A 19,649-nucleotide genomic window follows, 5' to 3' on the forward strand; every position below is an offset into this window, starting at 1 on the left:
AAATCATACGAAAGAAATAAACGCGAATTATAAGAATAGGTAAATAACATTTATTTTAAATATGCTTACATCGCGATGAACCATTAAGGTAGATTAGAGTGTGTCTAGTAACTTGACAAATAGACACTCACAAAAAAGTTATTTTTAATTAAGTTATTATGGTTGGATTTGGAAGAAAAAAAAGTAAAAAGATAGAGAACAATCATAGTTCAAAAATCAGTAATTTAAAGTATTTAGAACAAAAAGCCCTCAGTCTTCATAAAGCAGGGAATACTGAAGATTCAAAAAAACTCTACATTTTAGCCATTAATAGAAATTCAGTTGATCCATTCATTTATTCAAACCTTGGGAATATCTATCTATCAGAGGGGAAGATCGAAAGAGCAATCTATTTTTATGAAAAATCAATCAAACTAGATAAAAATAGATATGAAGGATATTATAATCTAGCCATTTTATATCAACAAACTAATAACTTAGAGAAGGCATCAATTAGTATTCAAAAGGCTTATGAGCTTGTTAATGGAAATAGTGTTATTGCTCATGCTTTAATAAATATAATAGGAAGAACAAACGGGAGTGGCATATCAATTGATAAATTAAATAATTTATTAAATAAAATTCTTGGAGAAAAAGAAATAGATCATAATAGCTTATTTATTATAATAAATAATATAAATAAAGAAAAAGTCAGACGCCTTCTTCATCAATCAGATTTTTCAACAGATATCAACCACTTAATAAGTTTTATGAAAGATAGTGTAATTATAAATTCTTTACCAAAGCTAATATTCAAGAATGCAGAATGGGAAAAACTTTTAACAAGGATTAGGAAAGAATTTTGTAAAACTGTTAGTTCAGAATCAATCAATAATTGTAAATATCCCTCTTCATTTCTTAAAGCACTTGCACAGCAGTGTTTTTTAAATGAATATATTTATTGCTATACTGAGGATGAAGAAGAGATGATTGATAATTTAATCTCTTCATCTAAAGAAAAGGCAATAAATGAAAGAGTAATTTCACTTATTGCCTGCTATTACCCATTAATAAAGATTATTAATAGAATACCTTCTTTATTAGATTACGAAACAGAAGATAATGAATTTAATAATATTTTAAATTCCCAAATTAAAGAGCCAATAAAGGAATACGAACTATCAAAGAAAATAGAAAAGTTCGGGGATATTTCTGATGAGACTTCAAAAATAGTACAATCACAATATGAGTCCAACCCTTACCCTAGGTGGAATTATTCAGTATATGATAAAAAACTAGAACAAACGAGCTATGACTTAATAAATAATCAAATATTCCCAAATAGAATTAATTATCAAAAAACTAAAAATACGGAGATACTTGTAGCAGGGTGTGGGACAGGATATCACTTAATCCAATGTCAAAAATATAAAGGGTCAAATATAACCGGTATAGATATTAGTTTAACTAGTTTATCATACGCAAAAAGAAAACTCGATGAGCTAAACATTAGCAATATAAAATTAATTCAAATGGATATTTTAAATCTACATAAACTAAATAAAAAATACCATATTGTTGAATGCTGTGGTGTACTTCATCATATGGAAGATCTTGAAAAAGGATTAAAATCTTTAATTGATATTACTAATGAAGGTGGTTTTATAAAATTAGCTTTATATAGTGAATTAGCAAGAAAGGATATAGTCAAAGCAAAAGATATAATTTCTTCAAATAATCTTTCTTCTAATCCTGAAGATATTAGATATTTCCGAAAAATGATCTTTGAAGACAAGTTTAAAGAAATAAAAAAATTACTACAATTCCAGGATTTTTACTCTCTTTCAATGTGTAGAGATCTCTGCTTTCATGCAATGGAGCATAGATTTAGTATTTCCGAAATCAAAAATATAATTAATAAATTCTCTCTTGAATTCCTAGGGTTTAGTTTACCTTCTGAACTAAAAGCCAAATACAAAGAAATTTATCCAAATGATAGAAAAATGATAAATCTAAACAACTGGGAAGATTTTGAAAATAAATATCCAAATATTTTTATCTCTATGTACCAGTTCTGGGTTAAACGTAGTTAATTAAAATTTATCTAAGACAATTATAAATTACTAAATAATAGTTACTATAGTAGAAATTAATTGAATAGATATATCAAAATACAAAATGATTTAATGGTTAATCTAATTAATTCTGAATTAATCCTATTCCCCTAGCCATAAGTGTTGCTAAAAAAGGTATCGAAGCAAAACCAATTAGTTCAATATTAATTATTAATCTTAATCTTGAAACCAGATTCTCGGTTACTTGAGGAAGATTCCCCTTTCTAAGAGGGATTGCCCATAAGACGTATGTAATTGTCGGATAAAGAGATAAAGAACCGACTAAAGCAAAGACTATTATTTTAGTCCAAAAGATAGGATTTTCTGTATAAAATTCAGAGCCCTGTCCAAACTTTATAACTCTATAAATCCCACTTACCAAAAGAGCAATCCCAGCAACTCCATAAATAATATCTGCAACAACCATAGATATTGCTTCTTTCCTATTTGGATTAATCTTTAATGAGATACGTTCAAATACCAATGCTCCAAAACAAAGCATAAAGCTCAAATAATGAATATACGCAACAGAAGCAGACTGCAATAAATCAGCTGGAAAAACTAGTCCTAGCAAAATCACCTTTCCTCATCAATCTATACATTATTAAGAATCATAAATCACAGTGAGGGATTAGTGAAGCTTAGCCCTTAGAGAACAAGAATTAACTTGATTGGAATAAATGATTATCGAATCACACAAGATCCAATCTATTTCAATTGAAACAACTCTTACTTAATAGGATTCTATTGAAATAAGTTGAGGCTATTACAAATATTTTTAAAATTGTCAATAATTTAATTTAGTAGACTATTTTAGGATATTTCAAACAAACGATGAAAGAGAAATTCAAGAAAATAACTTTCAGACTCTTTACCTTTTTTCTTTTATTGTGCTCATCCTTAATTGTTTTTCATACAGAAGTCTTATCAGCTGCAGAAATTGATCCCTCTGTTTTTATAAAAAAAGTCTCAAAGTCCTATACTAAAAAATTTTGCAATGCAATTGGTTTTGGACTCTCAAAAGAAAGTGCTATGAACTTTTCCTTAGAAGAAAATAAACAAGTATTTAAGAAGAAAAAAGAGATTAATAATATTAACAAAGAATTACTAGCAGAAGAAATAGCTATTTCAGTTGTTGAAAAATGTGGATATCCCATAAACCTTTTAGGAGAAAAAGGGATTACGGAATTTAAAAATTATTATCTATCAAAAGACCAGGAATCTTTAAAAAAGCAAAATTAAAGAGATCAGGAAATAAAGATTATTAAATTGTTTTATAGATTTAGAAATAAGATTTAGATGTAATTAATGTAATTATAATATCATTTATTTTTGAAAATATCTCATATAAGTTATAATAAGCTTACCATCAAAGTTATTTAAATAAGAATTTTTGTAATTAATAATAGCAAAATCTTTACAAGTCTTTTAAGCCTCTTTATTTATGTCGAAAGCTATTATTTAAATCTCATTGGAATGCTTAGCCAAGCCAACTGAATAATACGCTTACTTAGAACCAACATTAATTATAATTAATTGAAATTATTTTTTCTAAATTCTTATGCAGTAGTTGCTCATATGTACTTTATCACTTTTCGACATGACAGGCCTCAGAGGATTATCCTAGAGAATTAATACCTTTAAAAAGTCTTCGAAAAACTTTTCACCGCTGATTCTCTATATAAGTATTAGTTATTAAAATACTTCTCAATTTAGATAATAATCTTAGTGCATTATCTAAATCATTAATCTCATTCATTGATTCGTGGAAAAGATATTTTAATAAACTATCTTTAACAATTTGATTGAGATTCATCTATCTATAAGCACTAAATTTAGCTGGTATGGGGCATGAGAACTTTCAGATATAGGCTCCAAATCTATACATATCTAACTTTAAAACAATGGAGCCAAGCGGATTCGAACCGCTGACCCCCTGCATGCCATGCAGGTGCTCTACCAACTGAGCTATGGCCCCAATATTGCTGAGATTAAAAGGTATGCAGTTAATCTCATTAATTGCACTTATTGTAGTTCACAGCATAAATCCAACTTAATAAGTTCATAATTACAAGTCATATAAAATATAGTTTGCGAGCTCCTAACTGAAGTCAAGAGTTAATCTTTGTTTTCTTAATAGCAATGTATTTACTATCTATCTCATAACAAAAACTAGCCCTAGCAGCTTCTGAAAAAATTTCGCGAATCTTCCAGTTAATTTCAAAAGATGGTTTTGTTTTTCTAGATGTGAAAGGCTTCTTCATTAACAGAGTTAAAGTCGCAAGTAGACAAAGAATTTAATGGTTCTTTTGGAGTTGTGTAAAAAAAATTATTCATCACAAAAATTCACAAAGAAAAGCATCACCAAACTTAAAACAAGTCAAAATCAATCGATATCTAACGTAAAAAGTTCTCTTTCGAGAGATAGTTGTTCATAATGATACTTTTCCACATTTTCTCTTTTTCCTCACATTACAAAAAGTTTTGTCCGAGATTTTTGACAAGAACTTTTTAATGTATCAAGAGATACGAAACCCTTGAGAGCTACTGCAATACCTATGATTGAGGTGATCGATCATTTTTTTGTAATTAATCCACTTATTCAATTGACATGCCCCCTATTGAGATTTTTTTTCAAATCATGAATTTTGTGGAAAAGTGGAAAACCCGCATTGAATGCATGTAATTCTTAATCTTTTTTTTAAAGACCATCAAAATAATTTCTAGATATAGTTTTTCTTTTTAACGGCAAAAAGAAAAAAATTCAGCTAAAGAAATAACTTGCTTATAGCAGATGTATACATTATAGCTCTAGCAAGTTTTCTCTTCTTCTAAGTCTTTAGTTGACAATTCTAATTCCTTTTCAAAAGCGTTACTTATTTTAAAGCCAAAAACTTCGATGGTGTCATGACATAAAGAGTTTTTCAAAGAAAATTATGCCCTGATAAAAATTATTTATGTTGAAAGTTTAAAACTAGCCGCTTAATTAATAAATTAATTTATTTTGCTGACTTTGAAGCCAGCAGAAGATAATTTAGATTCATAGTGATTGTATGAATAATCCTTTCTCCATTTATTGGAATAAAAATTGGACCTTTCAAATAGTACATATGGAAGGTGGTATTTACATAGAAGCAAAAGGACTGGGAGTTCTCATAAGAAAACCTTTATTAGCAACTGAAAGTCCATTGACTGCAGCAGACGATTTAGTTCATAGTGAAGACAAAAATAGAAATTTTTTATTCAACTCTTGGAAATCAAAAAGAATTAATATTTCTAATTAGTTTTAGAAATAGCGTTAAGTTTTCCTCCACACAGCTGCTAATTTTCCCTGAACATGTACTTGTTCAGCATCAATTTCTATAGGTTCATAAGATGTATTAGCGGCCTCTAAACGAACTAAACTTCCATCACGAAAAAAATGTTTCAAAGTAGTACCCAGTCCCGGAACCATAGCGCTAACTATAGTGCCGTTTCTCAGACGAGCTGGATCATTCACAGGCTCCATTAAAACCATATCTCCGTCTGCAATAAAAGAATCAATCATTGAATCTCCATTTACCGTCAAGGCAAAAAGTCCCTTTAATTGAAGAACTGAATTTAAGTCTAGAGTTTCCTGCACATCATCAAAAGTTTCAACCAACCCACCTGCAGCGATCGATCCCAAAACAGGAACACCTGAGATGTTCTCCTCTATTAATTGGAGTGTTCTTGCCTGCCCTTCTTGCCATTTTATCCACCCTTTTTGCTGTAAATGTCTTAAACGGCTTTGGATTGGCGCGGGAGATCTCAATCCCATGGCTTGCATCATTTGCCTAATTGAAGGGCTGTGATGATGATCTCCAATAAAATCTACAAGCCAGTCATAGAGTTCTTGCTGTGCAATAGTGAGAGCTTCTTCTGGCATTCGGATGGATTAAGTACATTTGTCCTTCAATACATATGTACCTAATATATTTCAAAGTCGCAACCCTAGATACCTCCCAGTTGGACGGCGAGCAAGGCTTGCTGAACATGAAGCCTGTTCTCAGCTTGATCAAAGATATGACTGTTTTCGCTCTCTAAAGCCTTTTCAGTGATTTCTTCTCCTCTATGAGCAGGCAAACAATGCAAAATGATTACGTCATCATCTGCAAGTCCTATTAATTTTTGATCAACTTTATAGTTTTCAAAAATTTTTTTCCTCTTCAAATGTTCTTCTTCTTGCCCCATAGAAGCCCAGACATCTGTATAAATAACTTGAGCTTCCTTTACAGCCTCTGAAGGATCATTAGAAATAGATATTTCCGAACCAAATTCCGAGAGCGATTTCGCCTTCTCTACAATTTGAGAATCCGCTTCAAAACCTTTTGGAGAGCAAATTTTCACATTAACTCCCAACATTGCACCACATATCATCAATGAGTTGGCAACATTATTGCCATCTCCAACATAAGAAAGATTTATCCCTTTCAGCTCCCCAAACTTTTCTTGAATTGTTAAATAATCAGCAAGCGCCTGACAAGGATGTTCGAGGTCAGTTAATGCATTAATGACAGGTATAGAGGACCATTCTGCATACTCCTCTATTTCTTTCTGAGAAAAAGTCCTAATTGCTAGTGCGTCACAATAGCGACTCAAAACCCTTGCGGTGTCTTTAATAGGTTCGCCCCTGCCTAGTTGTGTGATTTGAGGATTCAAATCAACAGTTTGACCTCCCAATCTTGCCATTGCCACTTGAAAACTTACTCTTGTCCTAGTAGAGGATTTTTTGAATATCAATCCGAGAACTCTATTCCCAAGGTCAATTCTTCTGTTAGCAGCTTTTAGCTGTTTAGCTAACTCAAATAAAGATAAAATTTGATTTCTATTTAAATCAGAGGAAGAAAGGAAGTTGCATCTACTAAAAGAAGATAATTTAGCAGCTAAGCTTGAAGATACTGAAGCCATAAATAAGCCTCAAATATCCTTTATCGTGGATAAAGGATATAAAGTCAAGTGATTTAATTAGAAATTTTTTCAGGCATTACACTATTTGAAAGCATTTTAACTAGATCATCTCCTTCTATTACTTCTTTCTCAAGAATTTTCTGAGAAATATCTTCAAGTAATGAAAGATTATTTTTTAGAATATTCAGAGCTTTTTCATGTGCATCATCTACCAAACTTCTTACTTCTTTATCAATAGCTTGAGCAGTAGCATCACTTAATTCTCTTCTAGGATTATTGTTGCCTCCAAGGAATTGCCCACCTCCTTGCTTGTCATATGCCAATGGACCCAAGATATCACTCATTCCGTAAGTACCCACCATTTGCTCAGCAATGTCCGTTGCTCTTTGTAAGTCATTAGAAGCACCTGTAGTTACTTTGCCAAAAATTATTTCTTCTGCAGATCTTCCCCCAAGGAGAGTAGCAATCTGACCTTGAAGTTCCTCTTTGGAATTTAGAAATCTTTCCTCCGTAGGAAGTTGAAGGGTATAACCCAAAGCGCTCATACCTCTTGGTACTATTGAAATTTTGGCAACTTTGCTACCACCTGGCATTAAATGTCCCACAATTGCATGGCCTACTTCGTGATAGGCAACTATCTTTTTCTCGTCGTCCTGCAGAACTCTGCTTTTTTTCTCAAGACCAGCAACGACTCTTTCAATAGCTTCATTTAAATCTTGCTGCTCAACTTCAGGGCGGTAAGCTCTTGCCGCTAAAAGAGCAGCTTCATTAACCATGTTTGCGATGTCAGCCCCTGCAAATCCACTAGTAGCTTGAGCGATTCGATCAAGATCTATTTTTTCTGAAAGTTTTACTTTTTTTGTATAAATTTCTAAAATAGTCTTTCTTCCAGAAAGATCAGGTCTATCCACAAGGACTTGTCTATCAAACCTACCGGGACGAAGTAGAGCAGCATCAAGCACTTCGGGTTGGTTTGTGGCTGCAAGTACAATTACTGGCTTATCAGTTGAGGAAAATCCGTCCATCTCTGTGAGTAATTGGTTAAGAGTTTGCTCTCGTTCATCATTACCACCAACTACACCCATTGAACCTGATCTGCTTTTACCAATGGCGTCTAATTCATCTATAAATATTATGCAAGGAGCTTTCTTCTTAGCTTGTTCAAATAAATCTCTAACTCTTGCAGCACCAGCACCGACAAATAATTCAACGAACTCAGAACCTGAAATAATAAAGAAAGGAACCTCTGCTTCACCTGCTACAGCTTTAGATAAAAGGGTTTTACCAGTTCCTGGAGGTCCAACCAATAGAACACCTTTTGGAATTCTTGCGCCAATATCTGTATATCTTTGAGGTTTCTTGAGAAAATCGACTATTTCGGTAAGTTCATCTTTTGCTTCATCAACCCCTGCTACATCTTCAAAAGTAACCTTGGATTCATCATCAGGTACATAAACTTTAGCCTTACTTTTGGTAAAACTGAGCGCTCCCTGTGCGCCGCCGCCGCCCATGCTTCTTCGAGCGAAAAACTGAAGAACGAGGATGAAAATAAGGGGTGGTACAACCCAACTAAGAATAGTTGAAAAAATATTCGGTTTCTTAGGCGGTGCTGCTGCAAACTCAACACCTTTTTTCTCAAGCCTTTGAGGTAGCTCCATATCAAAGATGGGAGTTGTCGCCAGAACTGAAGGAGCTCCTTCTTCTACTGTAGAGAGTTCGTATCTGATTTGATCTTGGGTTATGTAGGCACGCTTAACTTCACCATCATCAACTTGGTTTATAAAGAGAGAATAAGGAACTCTAGGAACTTGTGTGTTCTGGCTTGGAAAAAAACTACTAAATAGAAGAAGTGCCCCAAAACCAATTAAAATTAAATTTATAACTCCAAAGCGTCTATTAGGTTGATTCTCATCCTGTCGTATTGGCATTAGCAAAAACTGAATTCATACCAAGGTAATCAACTTTTAACCAAAATCGACTTGTTTAACTGGAGGGAGATCCGAACGAATATATAATCCTAAAAAATTAACCTCTTAAAAAAGTAGTCTCCAGCAAAGATCTTCCCCTTTTCTTTCGAAAAAAGAATGTTGCAATTTGTAGGTAGACTGAATCGCTTCAAATCCAAAATCGCTCAAAGGACTCATTGAAGACATCCCTCCTAAGAGTTTTGGTGCGACAAAAACTACTAATTCCTGAACACAATTTGCTTCAATTGCACTTGTAGCAAGTTGGGGCCCGCATTCCCAAAGAATTTTATTGCAGCCTTTTTTGGCAAGTGAGGAGAGCAATTCGGATGGATTGTCCGAACTTAATCTCAATTTCTCTGGACCATCTGGCAACTCAGAAAAGAAAGATTCATCACCCTCTGGTCCATATGCAACTAATGTTCTAGCGATTTTTGTATCCCAAAGTTTTGCAGATTTAGGCAAGTTCAAAGTTCTTGAAAAAACAACCCTTAACGGCTCATAATTTGATTTACCCCTTGAAGTTAAAAAAGGATTATCGGCCCGAACTGTTCCTCCTCCTACTATCACTGCATCGCACCTAGATCGAATTCTGTGAACCGAATGCCTTGCAGGAATATCTGTAATCCACTTACTACAACCATTTGGCAAGCCAATTCTTCCATCTAAGCTCATTGCCCATTTAAGAATTCCCCAAGGACGTCCATGACGAACTCGAAAACTAAATTCGCGATTAATTGATTCACATTCTTGACTCAAAACCCCCTCGATGACTTCAAGTCCGGAGTCTTTCAATCTTGAGATTCCATTACCTGAAACTCTTGGATCAGGATCGACCATCCCAATAACAACTTTTTTTAGACCTGCATTTATTATTGCTTCTGTACAGGGAGGTGTTAAGCCCTGATGGCAACAGGGTTCTAAAGTTACAATAATTGTTCCATCAACAGACTTCTCTCCAGCCTGAGAAAGTGCTTCTATTTCAGCATGAGGATTCCCTGCGCCTGTATGAAATCCCTCTCCAACAAGTCTTCCGTTCGAATCCAAAACAATAGATCCTACTAGAGGGTTTGGGCTAGTCCTACCTTCTGCTAATAACGCCAGTTGGATTGAGCGTCTCATCCATGGCACCCATATTTTTTGATCTTCAGACAAGTTAATCATTTTAATTCAGCCAATGATCTCCATTCACTTACTAGGTAAGGCGGGATTGGCAAATCATTTATCAATCCAGGCAAGCTTATTCTCAAAGGTCTGTTTTTATCCAACTCAGCAATCAAAGTTCTCAGGTCAAATTCGGCTGCAGAGTCATTCAAAGTTTCAAAATCGATTTTACTGTTTTTTGAAATGTCTTTTAAAGCCCAAGTCTTTCTCCCCGAATTAACTATCAAGCTAGTTGGATGATCAATCCTTAATGAACCTGGATAACCCACAATTCTTAAAATTAAATTCGTGGACTCTTTGGAACTTGGATAAACGATAATTTGCCAAGTTTGGTAATCCAAGTCTTGGAGGCTCTCTAAGCTTCTTTTAATCTCTTTTTTCTGATCATTTAAAGTGACTTTTGAATCTGCATAAATTCTATTAGCACTAGTAAAAAAACAACAACAAATCAAAAGACAAGAAATTATCAGGCGAAATGAATTACGCAATTTTTCCATCACTAATATCGTAATCTTCCGATTCAAGTAGTGCATCTAATGCAATTGCTGAGCGAACGAGAGACTGATATTTCTTAATGATACGTTGATTACGTTCAACTATTTTAGAAGGGTCATATTTTTCTGAATAATTAATAGGGTTTTCAAAAACCTGGACATTATCGTCCATTAATTCTAAATCTTTTTGTTGCTTAATCAGCGCTATCAAAATTTCATGCAGGCGGGATCTTCTAGTTAAGAATTCCTCCGCTTCCTTTTTTTTAAGATTCACAAAACTTTCAAACTAACTATTGAAGTTTTAGTTGATTTTCATCAAAAAAATAGTAAAGCTATAAAAAAGAAATTTTTCTAAGTCCATTCATTTAAACCATGCCTGACGAGTCAAAGCAGATACACGTAATAGGAATTGATACTTCAAGTATTGAAAGTTTTTTTGAAGCTAAAAAAAAACCAATTTTTAAAGCTGAAAGAATCTTTGGTCCACAAAGAATTTTAGATTCATTCAAAAATTGGTTAAAGGAAAAAAATATAAAAAATCATAAGTTTGAGTTCATGGCAACTGACAAACTAAATGACTTTATAGCTCAATTAAAAAAAGGAGATAAAAAAACAATAGTGTTTTCCGGTGGTGATCCTCTTTGGTTTGGGATTGGTAGATTATTAATTCAAAATTTTCCTTTATCAAAACTTTATTTTGAGCCAGCCGCTACCTCTTTCCAGCTAGCTTTTTCCAGACTTGGCAAGCCTTGGCAAAATACACAATGGATTAGTCTTCATGGAAGAGACCCGCTTCCATTTGAAAAAGCAATTAAAAAGCTTCCTTCCTCACTTGTCGTATTAACTGACTCAAAAAGAGGGGGTGCTAAAGAGGTTTATCAATTAATCCATTCACTTGGACTTGAAGGGAAATATGAATTTTGGATTTTTGAAAGGCTTGGATATAGTAATGAAAAAATAATCGAAATTAATTCCATTGAGGATTTCCCAACCAGCATAGATCCATTACATCTTGTTATTCTTTTTAAGAAAGAAAAGCCTCTAATACAATCAAAAGATTTACCTTTATTTGGAATTATTGATTCGGTTTTTCTTCAAAATGAAGACTGCCCTGGGCTAATAACAAAAAGAGAAGTTAGAGTTCAACTTCTTGCTGAACTTAATCTCCCAAAGCAAGGAGTAATTTGGGACATTGGAAGTGGAGTTGGGAGTATAGGTTTAGAAGCATTAAGAATATCCCCTAAACTAGAATTAGTATCCATTGATAAAAGAGTTGGCAGTAAAAATATAATTGAGGAAAACGCGAGAAGACTTGGTGTTAAAGCATCATTGGTAATAGAGGATGAAGCATTAAATATATTCAAACAAAATAAAATAACATCTAATCTTTTACATCCAGATAGAGTTATCATGGGAGGTGGTGGCTCAGACTCACATTTAATTCTTGCAGAAATTTTGAATCTAATAAATAGTAATTGTATAATAGTAATACCATTAATATCATTAAAATCCATATCAAAATTAGAGTCGATTTTAAAGCCTAAAGTCCACAATTTATCTATCAGTCAACATCAATCGTATAGAGGTGTAAGTATTGGAGAAGATATAAGATTATCTCCCATAAATCCTGTTTTCATTTTGAAGGGTGAAATTAAATAATATTTATGTTTTATCAGGTTTCGCAACGTGAGGGAGTCCCCACCCTAATTTATTTCTTAGGACTTGAAAGAACTCATGATCTGAAAGTCTAATGAATTTAACTGGATGATCACTTTTTCTGATTAAAACTCTATCCTCTGGCCATACATAACAGCCTGCACTACCATCAACCACCATCATTAATCTTTCAGGTGTGGCAGGGAAAACAGTCACTGGCTCTTCGTTGCTAAAGACAAGAGCTCTCGATGCTAATGAATGAGGAGATAAGGGGGTAAGCTGTAAGACTGGACAATCGGGAGTAATTACAGGCCCCCCTGCGCTGAGTGAATAAGCAGTTGAGCCAGTAGGAGTAGAGAGAATTACACCATCTGCAGAAATATCTACGGGCGCATGCCGACCAACAGAAATTTCAAAATGACACATACTTGTCATAGGTTCTCTATGCAATGCCATTTCATTGAGGCAAAGAGCTTCCCATCTACATTGATCACCTCTCATAACGCTTACCACCAGACTTGTTCTCTCCTCAATATTCCATTGCCTTGCAACTAAATGTTTGAAAATTTTATCTATATCTGAAAGATACGCCTCAGCTAAAAAGCCTAAATGTCCAGTATTTATAGTGAGTATGGGGATGCCCAATGGTGCAGTTTGTCTTGCTGCAGACAAGACAGTCCCATCCCCTCCCAATACAACGGCAAACATAATCGAAGAATCAAAACCATCAGGAATACATGAGTTGTATCCTTGTGAACTCATATATTGATCAGGATTAGTAAAACCTAATAAACCACCTGCGCTACTTACTCTGACGACTTCAAAACCAGAATCTTCGAGTTTCTTTTGAAAAGTTTTTGCTGTCTTGACAGCAAGCTCTTTCCCGTCATTAACGATCAGTCCAACTCGGGGCACCGATCATACTTCACAAACTATTTATCAAGCTTAGCAATTAACTGTCAATATTATTTGTTTAATAAATTAAAAGTTAATTCAAAAATATTCAACTTTAAAATTGTTCTAAAAATCTGAGATCACTTGTATATAGCTTTCTAATATCATCTAGACCATGACGAACCATGCAAAATCTTTCAACCCCAAGTCCAGCCGCAAATCCACTATATTTTTCTGGATCAATCCCTAATTCTTCTAAGACAGCAGGGTCTACCATTCCGCAACCCATAACTTCTAACCACTTACCTCTCCATTGCACATCAACTTCTGCTGATGGCTCCGTAAATGGGAAATAACTAGCTCTAAATCTAATAGGAAGATCTCCAAAAAACGCTTTTAAAAAGGCCATTACTGTTCCTCTTAAATGACTAAAGTCAAGTTTTTCATCAATTGCTAAGACCTCAACCTGGTGGAACACCGGCGAGTGAGTTGCATCAACTGCATCTCTTCGATAAACCCGACCAGGAGAGACAATTCTTACAGGAGGTTTTTTGTTTTCAAGGCATCGAATCTGAACAGGCGAAGTATGAGTTCTTAAAAGGTATTCACCTCCAAGATAAAAAGTATCTTGCATATCCCTTGCAGGATGATCAGGGGGAATATTTAGTGCCTCAAAATTGTAGTAATCATTCTCTATCTCAGGACCTTCAGAAACTTGGTATCCAAGACCCAAGAAAAGATCAATTATTTGTTCAGTAGTCGTTATTAAGGGGTGCCGATGTCCTTGAGGAATACCTGTTGGAGGCGCTGTAACATCTATAGTTTCCTTTATAAGTATCTGACTTAGAGCCTGAGTTTTTAAAACTTCAAGCTTTTCCTTGATTAATTCTTGCAATTGAGTTTTTAAAACGTTCGCTCTTTGACCAATTAAAGGTCTTTCCTCATTTGAAAGATTTTTCATCCCTCCCAAAAGAAGTGAGAGTTTTCCTTTTTTTCCAAGGAAACTTAACCTTAATTTCTCAATTGATTCAGAATTTTCAGCAGAAGCAATTTCTTTTGCCGCATCGCTTTCTAGAATCTCAAGCTCACCGATGAGCTGTTTTAGGGATAATGTTGAACTCAATGAATTTCCATCTCGAGTACTAGTTTAATCGGCAACCTGTCCCAGTTCTAAAAACCAATAGCAAAAAAATGAACCCATTGAAAATTTTAATTAGTAATGATGATGGTGTTTTTGCAGAAGGAATAAGAACACTTGCCACTTCTGCAGCGAGCAGAGGACATAAAGTTACTGTTGTTTGTCCAGATCAAGAAAGATCAGCAACTGGTCATGGATTAACTTTACATTCGCCAATACGCGCTGAAAAAGCTGACGAATTATTTGGGGAAGGTATTAAAGCTTGGGGATGTAGTGGAACCCCCGCTGATTGTGTAAAACTCGCACTTAATGAACTTCTTGATCAAAAGCCAGACTTAATCCTTTCTGGAATTAATCATGGGCCTAATCTTGGTACGGATATTTTTTGCTCAGGAACTGTTGCTGCTGCACTTGAGGGGACCTTAGATGGGATTCCATCAATTGCTGTAAGCATTGCAAGTTTTCAATGGAAAAATTTTAATTTCGCTGGAAAACTTTCCTTAGATATTGCAGAGAAAGCAATTCAACAAAATTGGCCCAAGAACTTACTTCTAAATTTAAATATTCCTCCTTGTGAAGAAAAAGAAATGGGTGATTTGGTTTGGACAAGACTTTCAATTAGACAATACGAGGAGCAATTCATTCGAAGAGTCGATCCAAGAGGCAATACCTATTTTTGGATGGCTGGGGAAGCAGTAAAAGATCTTCAATCGGCTGGAGAAGGGCCTAAGGAATGGCCAAGTGATGTTTCTCAAATAGCTTTATGCTCTCCCTCATTAACACCAATTCAACCTGATCTTTTTTGGAGAGGCAATTTAGATGATTTGCCAAGCTTAATATAAAAATTAGTTTTTCCTAAAAATCCTTTGCAATAACCATAAAGAAAAAATCAGACCAATCAAATGGGCAAACAAAACTTGAGTATTACTCAAAACAGAGAGCATTTCTAGAGAAGTAATTGGATAATTTTCCATTGCTCTCATACCTGTTCCAATGGAAATGCCAGGAGCTTGCATTGAAGCCTGAACGAACAAAGCTCCTGCTAAAGATTGATATCCGATCGACGAAAAAACCAATCCAACTAAATCGACAATCAATCCTCTCTTTAGTAAGCGACTTGTTTCACCCCTACTTGGGCGCGCCTCACTGCCTAATGCTCTACCAGTCTTTACTATCATCCAGCCTTGCCAAAGGCTAAATAGCAATAATATAAATGCCAATGTCGTGAGAGACAAACCTGGCCCTAAGCCCAATGCTCTCTCGGAGTTTCTAGCTAAACTACTTCCAACATTGTTGAACAACAAAACACCCACTACCACTACACCTAAAATTGTTTGAATCCAAAACCGAAGCCAACCAATTCTTCTCAATCCCAGAGAAAGCAATTGAAAGTCGCGTTGATCTGCCATCACGATGAATAAGGCGATAAACCAAACTTGCCATCAAAGCACAAAAATTGCACGTTTATCTTGATTCCTCTCTGTGCTCCTGAAAATGCAAAACTACCTACAGCACTAGCCTTAGGTAGTTTTGACGGTCTTCACTTAGGTCATAAAAAAGTAATAAATGCCATATTAAAAGAGCCAATTGGTGTTCCTACAGTTGTCAGTTTTTGGCCTCATCCCCGTGAGGTTCTGTTTGGAGAATCAAGATTAAGATTGGATTTACCAAATGAAAAAACATTCCTGCTTGAACCTCTAGGAATAGAGCAACTAGTTTTGGTTCCATTTAATAAAAATCTTGCCTCAAAAAGTGCTGAAACATTTGTAGAAGAAGTTCTAGCAAAAACCCTTCATGCTAAACACATAGCGGTTGGAGAGAATTTTAGGTTTGGACGCAACCGAGAAGGTGACACTTCTACTTTAGAAAAGATAGGTGCCTCTCTAGGTATAAAAATTTCTATTGTTCCTATTGTTGAAGACAATCATGGTCGACTTAGTAGTAGCAGAGTAAGAAAAGCACTCAGCGACGGTGATTTAAAGCATGCAAAATATCTTTTGAAGCGTCCTTACACCTTTAGAGGGACGGTGGAGAAAGGAAGAGGTTTAGGAAAAAAAATTGGATGGCCAACTGCAAATTTAAAAATAGATGGGCGAAAATTCCTTCCATCATTGGGGGTTTATGCCGCTTGGGCCTCCATAGCAAACAAAAAAGAACGTTTCTTAGCAGTTATGAATATGGGCCCTCAACCAACTATTGATCCAAACTCTTTATCAGCAGTAGAAGTTCACCTTCTAGACAAAGAAATCAATCTATTAGGACATGAATTAATTATCGAACCAGTGCAAAGAATTAGACTACAAAAAAAGTTTGAGAACATCGATGCGCTGAGCGAACAAATAAGTTTAGATGCAATATTGGCAAAAGAAATACTGACAAAAAAACTTTGATCTAATTAATTGTGGGATAAGCGTTGGATAATCCCCAAACTACAAATAAACCTATGCCTCCTAACAAAAAAACACCCCAAAGAAGCACATTCATATTGTTCTCAGAATCATTTTCCACAATAAAATTTAAATACACATCATCAAATAAAGGATGACATGAAATCAATGCCTGTCACCCCTCCGTCTGATAATCGTATTGCTCAATTAATTGACGCGAACCTTGATCGTGCAAGAGAAGGGCTTAGAGTTATGGAAGATTGGTGCAGATTTGGTTTAAAGAGGAGTGATTTTTCGATTCAAATCAAAGATTGGAGGCAACAATTAGGAGTACATCACCACAATATTTATCGAAAAGAAAGGCTTACATCCAACGATCCAGCTATGGGCATTTCACATCCGTTACAAAAAGGCAGATCAACCCCAGAGGCTGTATTTATTGCGAACTCATCCAGAGTTCAAGAAGCCCTAAGAGTAATAGAGGAATTTACTCGAACAACAGATCCAAATCTTTGTGAAATAGCCAGCAAAATTAGATATGAAACTTATGAGATCGAGGTAAAGGTGCTTAATTCGACAGAAGGCATAAATAAAAGACAAACCTTAAAAGATTGTTCCTTATACTTAATAACCTCAAATAGGACAGATCTCGAAGAGGTTGTTCTTCATGCTCTAAAAGCTGGTGTAAAAATAGTTCAATACAGAGAGAAATTTCTAAATGATAATGAAAAAATTTCACAAGCTAAATCTTTAGCCTCTCTTTGTAAAAAATTCAATTCACTATTTATAGTCAATGACCGCATTGATATTGCACTCGCCGTTGACGCCGATGGGATTCATTTGGGACAAGAAGATATGCCAACAAAAATCGCGAGAGAGCTCCTAGGGGCTGAAAAAATCATTGGCAAAAGCACGCACTGTCTTGAAGACATCAAAAACGCCGAAGGAGAAGGCTGTGATTATATTGGTATGGGACCAATATTTTCCTCTGAAACAAAAAAGCAACTAAATCCCATTGGAATTGACTACCTAAAAAAAGGATTAAGTGAAACTCTTCTACCTGCTTTTGCTATTGGGGGAATCAATAAATCAAATATCACAAAATTAAATCAGATCCATAATCTTCGCATAGCTGTATCCAATGCAATCATTAATTCAAATGATTCCTTTTCAACAACTGATGAACTTATCCAACTTCTAAAATGCAATTAAAAATTAACGGCGAAATTAAAACCATTAACAACTCCAATGAAGAATTACTAATGGAAACTTTGCTTGAAAACTTAGGCTACAAACCTCAGTTAGTTGTAGTTGAATTAAATGGTGAAATTATTAGCCCAAAAGTTTGGACAAATACAAAAATCAATCATGGCGATTGCTTAGAAGTTGTGACAATTGTTGGTGGAGGTTCCTACAGTTAGTTAATCCTGAATAGATAAGTGTTCAAAACTACTCGCTTAAGTTGGATTAAAAGAAAACAGATTTTTTCTTTTCTGGTTGTTTCAACAATAATCTTTTTTTCTTTATTTACCAGTCCCAACACTGCATCAGCAGCTAGTGGAGGACGAATAGGTGGAGGAAGTTTTCAGGCGCCTTCTTCATCACCACGAAGACAAAATTACGGAGGCTATGGAGGTAATAACTTTCGAGGTTATGGAAGTGGATATAGAGGTGGTGGTATTGGTTTTCCTTTTTTATTGCCAATATTTGGCTTTGGCGGAGGTGGGATCTTTGGGTTTTTAATACTTATGTCAATCGTTGGTGTGATTGTTAATTCATTTAAAAGCTCTTCAAATTTCTCCAACGCAAGCAATAACTCAATAGTTTCTCAATCAACGAACCCATCCAAAGTTTCTTTAATTCAATTTCAAATTGGCTTACTAGCAAGTGCAAAAGAAATTCAAGTGAGTCTAAGGGAGCTTGCCGCCTCCTCAAATACCTCAACTTCATCTGGCCTTCAAAGAGTTCTTCAAGACACAACACTGTCCTTACTTAGGCAGCCTGAATTATGGGTCTATTCAAATATAGAAACAGGTTCTGTTCCATATGCCTCAGCAGAATCAACATTTAATCGGATATCAATAACTGAAAGAAGCAAACTAAAGGCTGAGCTCACATCAAACTATTCTGGTCAAATATCTAGCTCAACAAATAAACAATCCAATCCTGGAGATTCTGATTCGACAAATGAATACATCGCCATAACGATTCTCGTAGCAACAAAAAAGGATTTAAGACTTCAAAATTCCGTAAATAACGAAGTCATCACAGAAGCATTAAGAATCTTAGGGTCAATATCATCAAATGACTTAATTGCCTTAGAAGTTATTTGGCAACCTGACGGAGAAGGAGAGACTCTGAGAGAAGAAGAACTAATAATTCAATACCCAAATCTTAAACATTTATAAAGTCAGTGTCCAAAATAACCAAAAAACGGATTTCTTTATATTTTTTTCATCTTATTTACGTAAACAATAGTCAATTCTTGCGTAAATAGCAGTTAGGATTCGCTCACATATTTATCAACTACGGTAGTGTCGGCCTCTTCACAACCAGAACCTCGCTCAATGAAATGGGAAAGCTCGGGAGAGTTAGCTCAAAGAGATTTATCAGAATTAGTAACTCGTCTTCTAGATGTTGAATCGAGCAACAATAGTGATGAGCTAACAAGACTTAGCAGCAAATATGACGAAGAATCTTAAGACTATAAATACCCCCTTGCGCTCCTCAAGTTAATAGTTCAACTTAAGAGAAAGAAGCGAGTTTTATGAGAAGAAAGACTATTCAATGGATAAACACACCTGTTCTTTCTGAAGCAATATTCCGTTATGAGAAAGGTCTACTTCCTAACTCAATGAAACTATGGTTAGAGCAGGTTCTAGAAATAAACTCCGAAAAATCCATACAAAAATCCTTGACAAAATAAAATC

General features: G+C 34.9%; 21 protein-coding genes and 1 tRNA gene. 11 read left to right on the forward strand and 11 right to left on the reverse strand.

The features are described 5' to 3' along the window. Positions 1-158: 158 nt before the first annotated feature. Positions 159-2,072 carry a methyltransferase domain-containing protein gene (locus EW15_RS07610; RefSeq protein WP_038653836.1) on the forward strand — a complete coding sequence of 638 codons (1,914 nt, stop codon included), beginning with the start codon at positions 159-161 and terminating at the stop codon, positions 2,070-2,072. A 106-nt stretch (positions 2,073-2,178) separates the two neighbouring features. Here the strand turns inward: EW15_RS07610 and EW15_RS07615 are convergent, their stop codons facing one another. Next, positions 2,179-2,670, reverse strand: coding sequence for a DUF2214 family protein (locus EW15_RS07615; RefSeq protein ID WP_038655402.1), 492 nt, complete (start codon positions 2,668-2,670; stop codon positions 2,179-2,181). Between the two features lie 311 nt (positions 2,671-2,981). On the opposite strand from EW15_RS07615, the gene EW15_RS07620 reads away from it, so the two are divergent. Continuing rightward, positions 2,982-3,335, forward strand: a complete 354-nt coding sequence (locus EW15_RS07620; protein ID WP_225866551.1) for a hypothetical protein — start codon at positions 2,982-2,984, stop codon at positions 3,333-3,335. 663 nt (positions 3,336-3,998) lie between these two features. Here the strand turns inward: EW15_RS07620 and EW15_RS07625 are convergent. Then, positions 3,999-4,071, reverse strand: a tRNA-Ala gene (locus tag EW15_RS07625). 1,075 nt (positions 4,072-5,146) lie between these two features. On the opposite strand from EW15_RS07625, the gene EW15_RS07630 reads away from it, so the two are divergent. Then, positions 5,147-5,377 carry a hypothetical protein gene (locus EW15_RS07630; RefSeq protein WP_038653840.1) on the forward strand — a complete coding sequence of 77 codons (231 nt, stop codon included), beginning with the start codon at positions 5,147-5,149 and terminating at the stop codon, positions 5,375-5,377. 14 nt (positions 5,378-5,391) lie between these two features. Here the strand turns inward: EW15_RS07630 and lexA are convergent, their stop codons facing one another. From lexA to EW15_RS07660, 6 genes are all read right to left on the reverse strand, one after another. After that, positions 5,392-6,000 carry a transcriptional repressor LexA gene (gene lexA / locus EW15_RS07635; protein ID WP_038653841.1) on the reverse strand — a complete coding sequence of 203 codons (609 nt, stop codon included), beginning with the start codon at positions 5,998-6,000 and terminating at the stop codon, positions 5,392-5,394. A gap of 65 nt (positions 6,001-6,065) precedes the next feature. Beyond that, positions 6,066-7,022 (reverse strand): ornithine carbamoyltransferase, encoded by a 957-nt coding sequence (gene argF, locus EW15_RS07640; protein ID WP_038653843.1) that lies wholly within the window; start codon positions 7,020-7,022, stop codon positions 6,066-6,068. 53 nt (positions 7,023-7,075) lie between these two features. After that, entirely contained in the window at positions 7,076-8,950 is a 1,875-nt protein-coding gene (gene ftsH / locus EW15_RS07645; RefSeq protein WP_038653845.1) for an ATP-dependent zinc metalloprotease FtsH, read from the reverse strand. Between the two features lie 105 nt (positions 8,951-9,055). Next, positions 9,056-10,150 (reverse strand): bifunctional diaminohydroxyphosphoribosylaminopyrimidine deaminase/5-amino-6-(5-phosphoribosylamino)uracil reductase RibD, encoded by a 1,095-nt coding sequence (gene ribD, locus EW15_RS07650; RefSeq protein ID WP_038653847.1) that lies wholly within the window; start codon positions 10,148-10,150, stop codon positions 9,056-9,058. Then, positions 10,147-10,647, reverse strand: coding sequence for a DUF3122 domain-containing protein (locus tag EW15_RS07655; protein ID WP_071841065.1), 501 nt, complete (start codon positions 10,645-10,647; stop codon positions 10,147-10,149). Before EW15_RS07655 ends, ribD begins: the two co-directional genes overlap by 4 nt. After that, positions 10,631-10,918 carry a hypothetical protein gene (locus tag EW15_RS07660; protein WP_038653849.1) on the reverse strand — a complete coding sequence of 96 codons (288 nt, stop codon included), beginning with the start codon at positions 10,916-10,918 and terminating at the stop codon, positions 10,631-10,633. Before EW15_RS07660 ends, EW15_RS07655 begins: the two co-directional genes overlap by 17 nt. A gap of 98 nt (positions 10,919-11,016) precedes the next feature. On the opposite strand from EW15_RS07660, the gene EW15_RS07665 reads away from it, so the two are divergent. Further along, complete coding sequence (locus EW15_RS07665; RefSeq protein ID WP_038653851.1) at positions 11,017-12,303, forward strand: bifunctional cobalt-precorrin-7 (C(5))-methyltransferase/cobalt-precorrin-6B (C(15))-methyltransferase; 1,287 nt, start codon at positions 11,017-11,019, stop codon at positions 12,301-12,303. A 3-nt stretch (positions 12,304-12,306) separates the two neighbouring features. Here the strand turns inward: EW15_RS07665 and EW15_RS07670 are convergent, their stop codons facing one another. Together EW15_RS07670 and pheS are read right to left on the reverse strand one after the other, a co-directional pair. Beyond that, the gene (locus tag EW15_RS07670) at positions 12,307-13,215 is read right to left on the reverse strand and encodes an NAD(+) kinase (RefSeq protein WP_038653853.1); all 909 of its coding nucleotides are present in this window, start codon (positions 13,213-13,215) and stop codon (positions 12,307-12,309) included. Between the two features lie 94 nt (positions 13,216-13,309). Beyond that, complete coding sequence (gene pheS, locus EW15_RS07675; protein ID WP_038653855.1) at positions 13,310-14,317, reverse strand: phenylalanine--tRNA ligase subunit alpha; 1,008 nt, start codon at positions 14,315-14,317, stop codon at positions 13,310-13,312. A gap of 68 nt (positions 14,318-14,385) precedes the next feature. Here pheS and surE point away from each other — a divergent pair, with 68 nt between their 5' ends. After that, entirely contained in the window at positions 14,386-15,174 is a 789-nt protein-coding gene (surE, locus tag EW15_RS07680) for a 5'/3'-nucleotidase SurE (protein WP_038653857.1), read from the forward strand. A gap of 3 nt (positions 15,175-15,177) precedes the next feature. Here surE and EW15_RS07685 read toward each other — a convergent pair whose 3' ends face one another. Further along, a complete protein-coding gene (locus tag EW15_RS07685) occupies positions 15,178-15,741 on the reverse strand; it encodes a DUF3611 family protein (RefSeq protein ID WP_038653859.1) in 564 nt (187 codons plus the stop codon). A gap of 60 nt (positions 15,742-15,801) precedes the next feature. On the opposite strand from EW15_RS07685, the gene EW15_RS07690 reads away from it, so the two are divergent. The 6 genes from EW15_RS07690 (at position 15,802) to EW15_RS11360 (ending at position 19,645) form a co-directional block, all read left to right on the forward strand. After that, positions 15,802-16,722: a bifunctional riboflavin kinase/FAD synthetase gene (locus EW15_RS07690; protein WP_225866552.1), complete on the forward strand. Its 921-nt coding sequence runs from the start codon at positions 15,802-15,804 to the stop codon at positions 16,720-16,722. A 156-nt stretch (positions 16,723-16,878) separates the two neighbouring features. Then, positions 16,879-17,931 (forward strand): thiamine phosphate synthase, encoded by a 1,053-nt coding sequence (locus tag EW15_RS07695; protein ID WP_038653862.1) that lies wholly within the window; start codon positions 16,879-16,881, stop codon positions 17,929-17,931. Continuing rightward, on the forward strand, positions 17,922-18,140 hold the full coding sequence (gene thiS / locus EW15_RS07700; RefSeq protein ID WP_038653864.1) for a sulfur carrier protein ThiS: 219 nt from the start codon (positions 17,922-17,924) through the stop codon (positions 18,138-18,140). The genes EW15_RS07695 and thiS overlap by 10 nt, the downstream gene beginning before the upstream one ends. A gap of 18 nt (positions 18,141-18,158) precedes the next feature. Further along, complete coding sequence (locus tag EW15_RS07705; RefSeq protein WP_038653866.1) at positions 18,159-19,127, forward strand: DUF1517 domain-containing protein; 969 nt, start codon at positions 18,159-18,161, stop codon at positions 19,125-19,127. A gap of 126 nt (positions 19,128-19,253) precedes the next feature. Further along, positions 19,254-19,421: a hypothetical protein gene (locus EW15_RS10940; RefSeq protein ID WP_156095773.1), complete on the forward strand. Its 168-nt coding sequence runs from the start codon at positions 19,254-19,256 to the stop codon at positions 19,419-19,421. Positions 19,422-19,486: 65 nt separating this feature from the next. Continuing rightward, positions 19,487-19,645: a hypothetical protein gene (locus EW15_RS11360; protein ID WP_197049671.1), complete on the forward strand. Its 159-nt coding sequence runs from the start codon at positions 19,487-19,489 to the stop codon at positions 19,643-19,645. Positions 19,646-19,649 lie beyond the last annotated feature (4 nt).

This window comes from Prochlorococcus sp. MIT 0801 (genome assembly GCF_000757865.1).
Taxonomy (GTDB): Bacteria; Cyanobacteriota; Cyanobacteriia; order PCC-6307; family Cyanobiaceae; genus Prochlorococcus_B.

Coding starts and splice junctions, on each gene's coding strand:
- EW15_RS11360 (WP_197049671.1), top strand. CDS start 19,487: ATGAGAAGAAAGACTATTCAATGGATAAACACACCTGTTCTTTCTGAA.
- EW15_RS07695 (WP_038653862.1), top strand. CDS start 16,879: ATGAAATCAATGCCTGTCACCCCTCCGTCTGATAATCGTATTGCTCAA.
- thiS (WP_038653864.1), top strand. CDS start 17,922: ATGCAATTAAAAATTAACGGCGAAATTAAAACCATTAACAACTCCAAT.
- EW15_RS07685 (WP_038653859.1), bottom strand. CDS start 15,741: ATGGCAGATCAACGCGACTTTCAATTGCTTTCTCTGGGATTGAGAAGA.
- argF (WP_038653843.1), bottom strand. CDS start 7,022: ATGGCTTCAGTATCTTCAAGCTTAGCTGCTAAATTATCTTCTTTTAGT.
- EW15_RS07610 (WP_038653836.1), top strand. CDS start 159: ATGGTTGGATTTGGAAGAAAAAAAAGTAAAAAGATAGAGAACAATCAT.
- EW15_RS07665 (WP_038653851.1), top strand. CDS start 11,017: ATGCCTGACGAGTCAAAGCAGATACACGTAATAGGAATTGATACTTCA.
- EW15_RS07655 (WP_071841065.1), bottom strand. CDS start 10,647: ATGGAAAAATTGCGTAATTCATTTCGCCTGATAATTTCTTGTCTTTTG.
- ribD (WP_038653847.1), bottom strand. CDS start 10,150: ATGATTAACTTGTCTGAAGATCAAAAAATATGGGTGCCATGGATGAGA.
- EW15_RS07630 (WP_038653840.1), top strand. CDS start 5,147: ATGAATAATCCTTTCTCCATTTATTGGAATAAAAATTGGACCTTTCAA.
- ftsH (WP_038653845.1), bottom strand. CDS start 8,950: ATGCCAATACGACAGGATGAGAATCAACCTAATAGACGCTTTGGAGTT.
- lexA (WP_038653841.1), bottom strand. CDS start 6,000: ATGCCAGAAGAAGCTCTCACTATTGCACAGCAAGAACTCTATGACTGG.
- surE (WP_038653857.1), top strand. CDS start 14,386: ATGAACCCATTGAAAATTTTAATTAGTAATGATGATGGTGTTTTTGCA.